This is a genomic window from Mycobacterium sp. E3247, from assembly GCF_001667785.1.
Classification (GTDB): Bacteria; Actinomycetota; Actinomycetes; order Mycobacteriales; family Mycobacteriaceae; genus Mycobacterium.
Map to the genome: position 1 here is coordinate 22,429 of NZ_LZJG01000075.1, position 6,477 is coordinate 28,905.

Consider the following 6,477-nt stretch of genomic DNA (forward strand, 5'->3'; position numbering starts at 1 on the left):
TTAGATTCAGATTTGCATCTTGGCCATGACCCGCGGACGGGAGCCGCATGATGATCAAGCCGCACAACACCAACACGGAATTCGAGTTCGGCGGGATCAACCATGTCGCGCTGGTGTGTTCGGACATGGCGCGGACTGTGGACTTTTACTCGAACGTCCTCGGCATGCCGCTGATCAAATCGCTCGACCTGCCCGATGGCGCGGGGCAGCACTTCTTCTTCGACGCCGGCAACGGCGATTGCGTCGCGTTCTTCTGGTTCGCCGACGCCCCCGACCGCGTGCCCGGCCTCTCGTCGCCGGGCGCGATCCCGGGGATTGGGGACATCACCAGCGCGGTGAGCACCATGAACCATTTGGCATTCCACGTGCCGGCCGAGAAGTTCGACGACTACCGGCAGCGGCTCAAGGACAAGGGCGTGCGGGTCGGCCCGGTGCTCAACCACGACGAGAGCGAACGCCAGGTGTCGCCGACGGTGCATCCCGGCGTTTACGTGCGCTCGTTCTACTTCCAGGACCCCGACGGCATCACGCTGGAATTCGCTTGCTGGGTAAGGGAATTCGGCGCGAGCGACACCAGGGCCGTTCCCAAGACCGCGGCCGACCGCAGGCCTCCCGTGGAGGCCGTACGCTGAAGCGGAGATGACCGACGGCATTCTGTCCGACGCCCAGATCGCGGCGCTGACGCCCGAGCAGCGGCGCGATCTGATCAGCCGGCTCGAGCAACCGTTGAGCGACGTGATCGACCCGGCGTTCCTCGGCCGGATACGGCGCATCCGGTTGGGCCTGATGACCGGCGGCTCGATGGCGATGATTCCCTGGCTCGGGTATCTGTCCGTCACGCTGCCGCAGAACTACGTCGCCCACAACTGGCCCCTGACATGGATCGGCTTCGACGTCCTGTTGGTCGGCTTCATGGTGGCCACCGCGGTGTTCGGGTACCTGCGCCGTCAGCTGCTGGTTCCGGCCGCGTTCACCACCGGGGTGTTGCTGATCTGCGACGCGTGGTTCGACCTCATGACCGCCGGGCCCAAGGACATCTGGCTGTCGGTGGCCACCGCTCTGCTGATCGAGGTGCCGCTGGGGGTCTTCATGATCTTCAGTGCGCAGCGGCTGCTGCGACTCACCCTGATGCGGTTGTGGTTGCTCAATCCCGGGATGCGGCTGTGGCGCCTGCCGCTGTTTCCGTGACGCGGTACAGGTCCGGGTTGGTGAGTTCCTCGAGCAGCGCCGCCAGGTGATCGACGAGCTCGTCGGGCTCGAGTTGGACCTCGCCGGCCAGCCAGGCGCTGATGGTCTGTCCGACGCCGCCGACCGCGAAATGCGCCGCCGCCTTGACGCGCTCGTTTGCCGGTGCCCGCAGCGTGTCGACGGCGTGCTGACCGGACAGCATGGCGAACAGTGCGCTGGATTCGGCGCGCTTGCGCACGATGACCGAGTTGGCCAGCTGGGTGCCGAACAGCAGCCGCCCGACGCGGGGGTCACCGGCGATGGTCCGCACGATGTTGGCCATCCCGGCGCGGGTCTTCTCGTGCGCGGGTACCGCCGCCACGGCGGCCTGGGTGGTGGCTGCCAACTCGGCGACCACCCAGTCGAACACCCGCCCGACGAACTGGTCTTTGTCGGTGAAGCTCTCGTAGAAGTAGCGGGCCGCCAGGCCGGCCTGGCCGCAGATGCCACGAACGGTCAGCTCGGCGATGTCCTGCTGTTCCGCGCCCAGCAGTTCCAGGCCCGCGATCAGCAGCCGGCGCCGGCGGCCGGCGAGCCGCTCGGTCGCCTCGACGCCGCGGTAGGGCCGCGCGCTGGAACCCTGAGCCATAGCCACCATCTTGACACGACGCCCGTGACAGGACAATATCAGGAAACAGACGTTCGCAAATTTAGCCAGGCGGTGCCGGGGGAGGACTCACTATGGCCATTCACGAGCCGGTTCACGAGCCGATTCGGCATGTGGAGCGCCCCGTTGCCGACCCGCCCCGTTCGCGTCGCACCCCCCGCCGGCGCAGCTTGGGAATCGACGAGGGCTTGATGGGCGTCGCGCTGCTGGCCGGGCCCGCGAACGTCATCATGCAGTTGGCGCGGCCCGGCGTCGGCTACGGGGTGATGGAGAGCCGCGTCGAAAGCGGCCGGGTGGATCTGCACCCGGTCAAGCGCGCGCGCACCACCTTCACCTACCTCGCGGTGGCCACCGCCGGCAGCGACGCCCAGAAGGACGCCTTCCGCCGGGCGGTCAACCGCGCGCACGCGCAGGTCTACTCCACTCCGGACAGCCCGGTGCAGTACAACGCCTTCGACGTCGACCTGCAGCTGTGGGTGGGTGCGTGCCTGTACAAGGGCGGAGTCGACATCTACCGCATCTTCATCGGTGAGCTGGACGGCGAGGACGCCGACCGCCACTATCGCGAGGGCATGGCCCTGGCCACCACGTTGCAGGTGCCGCTCGAGATGTGGCCGGCGGACCGGGCGGCCTTCGATCGTTATTGGCAGGAGTCGCTGGCCAAGGTGCACATCGACGACGCGGTCCGGGAGTACCTGTATCCCATTGCCGCCGGCCGCATTCGGGGCGTCGCGCTGCCGCGCCGACTGCAGCGCCTGTCCGACGACTTCTCGTTGCTGATCACCACGGGCTTCCTGCCGCAGCGGTTCCGCGATGAGATGCGGCTGCCCTGGGACGCCGCCCGGCAACGGCGCTTCGACCGGCTGATGGCCGTGTTGCGCACGGTCAACCGCGCGCTGCCGCGCGTCGTGCGGAACTTCCCGTTCAACGTCCTCTTGTGGGACGTCGACCGCCGGATCAGAACGGGACGTCCCCTGGTGTAACGCGTTGGGTTGATAACGACAATCATTTTCATTAGACTCGCACGGGTCCGACCTCTCAGCCCGAGGAGTGCCTGTGACCGCGCCGGTCTGGATGGCGTCGCCGCCGGAGGTGCATTCGGCGTTGCTGAGCAACGGCCCGGGGCCGGGGTCCCTGCTGGCCGCGGCGGGGGCCTGGAGCTCGCTGAGCGCCGAATACGCCTCGGCGGCAGACGAACTCACCGGAGTGCTCGCGTCGGTGCAGGCCGGCGCGTGGGAGGGGCCCAGCGCGGCGACGTACGTGGCCGCCCACGCCCCGTATCTGCTGTGGTTGATGAGGCTCAGCGCCGACAGCGCGGAAGCGGCCGTCCAGCACGAGACCGCGGCCGCCGCCTACACCGCCGCGTTGGCGGCCATGCCGAGCCTGCCCGAGCTGGCGGCCAACCACGTCGTGCACGGAGTCCTGGTGGCCACCAATTTCTTTGGCATCAACACGATCCCGATCGCGCTCAACGAGGCCGACTACGCGCGGATGTGGATTCAGGCCGCCACGACGATGGCCACCTACCAAGGGTTTTCCAGCGCGGCGGTCGCGGCGAGCCCGCGAACCACCCCGGCCCCACAAATCCTGAAATCCGAAGCGCCGGCCTCCAACCCGGTGCAGGGGGCCATCCAGCGGGCCGAGCAGTTCTGGCAGAACCTGGTGCTGGGCTACGAGAACTTCTGGGGCAGCAACCCGCAGCTCAACCCCTTCACGGATTTCGAGAACTTCGTCAACAACCCGCAACTGGACGCGATCCTGCAGCAGTTCGGGATCGGCAACGAAACCGTGGCCCACGACCCTTTGGTCGACAACCCGCTCGACGACTTCGTCGCGAACATCCTGCGCAACTTCGGCTACAACTGGAATCCCGCCGAGGGCACCCTGAACGGCCTCGAGTACGACGTCTACACGGACCCGACGCAAGCGGCCTTCTGGGTCGCCCGGTCGCTGGAACTCGGCGAGGACTTCCAGCAATTCTTCGTGTACCTGCAGACGAATCCGGTGCTGGCCGTGCAATACCTGGTCAGCCTGGAGCTGTTCGACTGGCCGACTCACCTGGCCGAGGTTTTCACCCTGACAAGCCAACCCGCGGCGCTGCTCGCGGCGGCCCCCGCGGCGGCCGCCCCGTTGGCGTCCGCGAGCGGCCTCGCCGGGCTGGCCGGGCTGGCGGCCATCCCTCAACCCGTCGCCGCGGCACCGGCGCCCATCGCGGCCACGCTCCCCGTGTTCCCGGCTGCGGCGCTCGGCCCGATGCCGGGGGGCCCGGCGGGTTTCTTCGCCCCGTACGCGGTCGGGCCCCCCGGCATCGGGTCGGGCTCGGGGATGGGCGCCGGCGCCAGCTCGAGCGCGAAAAGAAAAGCGCCGGAACCCGATACCGCAGCGGCGGCGGCGGCCGCCACCACGCGGGAGGCGGCGCGGGCGCGGCGGCGTCGGCGCGCGCAGCAGCGCGACTATGGCGATGAATTCCTGGATTCGGACGTCGACGTCGCCCCGGATTGGGGCGCGACGGCATCGGACCAGGGCGGTGCGGCTTTGGGGTTTGCCGGCACGGCGTTTCGGGGTGCGGCCGCCGAGGCGGCCGGCCTGACTGTGTTGGCCGGTGACGAATTCGGCGGCGGCCCAAGGGCGCCGATGCTGCCGGGCACCTGGCGGCGGGAGGACGCCGGCGTGACGGGGCGCCACAGCCTGTCGGGGTAGGGTCGGTTAAGTGCGTAGCGAAGGTGATACCTGGGACATCACAACGAGTGTCGGTTCGACCGCGCTGTTCGTGGCCACCGCGCGAGCGCTGGAGGCGCAGAAGCCCGATCCGCTGGCCGTCGACCCGTACGCGGAGTTGTTCTGCCGCGCCGTCGGCGGCCCCGCGGCCGACGTCCTCGACGGCAAGGAACCCGACCACCCGCTGAAGACCGCCGACTTCGGCGAGCACTTCGTCAACTTCCAGGGCGCCCGCACCCGGTACTTCGACGAATACTTCCGCCGGGCGGCCGACGCGGGCGTGCGGCAGGCGGTCATCCTGGCGGCCGGTCTGGACTCGCGCGCCTACCGGCTGGACTGGCCGGCCGCAACCACGATCTTCGAGCTGGACCGTCCGCAGGTCCTGGATTTCAAGCGCGAGGTGCTCGCCGGCCGCGGCGCCCAACCGCGCGCCGAGCGCCGTGAGATCGCCGTCGACCTGCGGGATGACTGGCCGCAGGCTCTGCGCGACAACGGCTTTGATCCCGCCCGGCCGTCCGCGTGGATCGCCGAGGGCCTGCTGATCTATCTGCCGGCCGCCGCCCAGGAGCAGCTGTTCACCGGCGTCGACGGCCTGGCCGCGCACGGCAGCCACGTCGCGATCGAAGACGGCGCACCGCTCGCGCCGGACGAGTTCGAGGCCGCCGTCGAGGAGGAACGGGCCGCCGCCGCCGAGGGCGACCAGCGCCTGTTCTTTCGGCTGGTCTACAACGAGCGGCACGCGCCGGCCACCGAGTGGTTCGGACAGCGCGGCTGGACCGCGGTGGGCACTCCGCTGGCCGATTACCTCCGGCGGGTCGGCCGGCCGGTGCCCGGTCCTGACACCGAGGCGGGGCCGATGATCGCCCGTAACACCCTGGTGAGCGCCGTCAAGGACTGACGGGAACTTTTCCCCACCTGCCACCGACTACTACCTGCGGGGCTCGTGACGCCGCCGACAGCCCAGGCGGCCGTCTGATTCAGCCCGATCGGTAAGGAGTCGTTGCCATGACCGCGCCGGTGTGGATGGCGCTGCCCCCGGAGGTCCATTCGGCGCAGCTGAGCAGCGGTCCCGGCCCCAGCGGCCTGCTGGCCGCCGCCACGGGGTGGAGTTCGCTGAGTGCCACCTACGCGTCGGTGGCCGACGAACTGACCGCGATCTTGGCCGCCGTGCGGGCCGGGGCGTGGGACGGGCCGACCGCCGACCAGTACGTGGCCGCGCACGCGCCGTATGTGGCGTGGCTGATGCGGGCCAGCGCCAACAGCGCCGCGGTGGCCGCCCGGCACGAGACCGCGGCGACGGCCTACGGCGCGGCCTTGGCCGATATGCCGACGCTGCTGGAGTTGGCCGCCAATCACGCGATCCACGGGGTGCTGTTGGCGACCAACTTCTTCGGCGTCAACACCATTCCCATCGCGCTGAACGAGGCCGACTACGTGCGGATGTGGGTCCAGGCGGCCACCACCATGGCCACCTACCAGGCGGTCGCCGGCACGGCGGTGGCGTCCGCGCCGCAGACGGATCCGGCGCCGCAGATCCTGCACGCGGCCGACGACAACAGCGACGGTACGGACACCGGCGACAGCGGCGACATCATCGACAACGACGGCGGAGATCCGACGCAATGGAGCTGGTGGGTCAACCGGCTCACCGAAGTTACCCAGACGCTGGGCCGCGACCTCGAGGAATTTCCCGAGAACCCCGCCGAGTCCATATCCCAGATCGAGAACGACATCCCCCTGCTGGTTGCCGACGAGTTCACCCACGTCGGGGAAGTCGTCGACACCTTCCCGCAATTGCAGGCGGTGATCCCACTGGCGCTCACCGCGCCGCTCTTCGCCGGTTTTCCGGCCGGGTTCGCGGGGCTCAGCGGGCTGTCGGGCAGGGGCGCGGCCGCCGCGGCGGGCGCAGCGTCCGGCTGAATGCC

At 69.5% G+C, this 6,477-nt stretch carries 6 protein-coding genes and 1 pseudogene; 6 read left to right on the plus strand and 1 reads right to left on the minus strand.

Translation table 11 applies throughout. The features are described 5' to 3' along the window. Positions 1-50 precede the first annotated feature (50 nt). Together A9X04_RS04105 and A9X04_RS04110 are read left to right on the plus strand one after the other, a co-directional pair. Entirely contained in the window at positions 51-632 is a 582-nt protein-coding gene (locus A9X04_RS04105) for a VOC family protein (RefSeq protein WP_067918018.1), read from the plus strand. A 7-nt stretch (positions 633-639) separates the two neighbouring features. Beyond that, on the plus strand, positions 640-1,188 hold the full coding sequence (locus tag A9X04_RS04110) for a hypothetical protein (protein ID WP_067918004.1): 549 nt from the start codon (positions 640-642) through the stop codon (positions 1,186-1,188). On the opposite strand, the gene A9X04_RS04115 is transcribed toward A9X04_RS04110, so the two are convergent. Beyond that, a complete protein-coding gene (locus tag A9X04_RS04115) occupies positions 1,145-1,825 on the minus strand; it encodes a TetR/AcrR family transcriptional regulator (protein ID WP_067918005.1) in 681 nt (226 codons plus the stop codon). The genes A9X04_RS04110 and A9X04_RS04115 overlap by 44 nt on opposite strands. Positions 1,826-1,908: 83 nt before the next feature. Here A9X04_RS04115 and A9X04_RS04120 point away from each other — a divergent pair, with 83 nt between their 5' ends. From A9X04_RS04120 to A9X04_RS31290, 4 genes and pseudogenes are all read left to right on the plus strand, one after another. Then, positions 1,909-2,817, plus strand: a complete 909-nt coding sequence (locus A9X04_RS04120) for an oxygenase MpaB family protein (protein ID WP_067918006.1) — start codon at positions 1,909-1,911, stop codon at positions 2,815-2,817. 91 nt (positions 2,818-2,908) lie between these two features. Continuing rightward, the gene (locus A9X04_RS04125) at positions 2,909-4,534 is read left to right on the plus strand and encodes a PPE family protein (RefSeq protein WP_197509038.1); all 1,626 of its coding nucleotides are present in this window, start codon (positions 2,909-2,911) and stop codon (positions 4,532-4,534) included. Between the two features lie 10 nt (positions 4,535-4,544). Continuing rightward, on the plus strand, positions 4,545-5,450 hold the full coding sequence (locus A9X04_RS04130; protein ID WP_067918014.1) for a class I SAM-dependent methyltransferase: 906 nt from the start codon (positions 4,545-4,547) through the stop codon (positions 5,448-5,450). Positions 5,451-5,557: 107 nt separating this feature from the next. Beyond that, positions 5,558-6,097 (plus strand): annotated as a pseudogene (locus A9X04_RS31290) (PPE family protein); the annotation flags it as partial. Between the last annotated feature and the right edge of the window lie 380 nt (positions 6,098-6,477).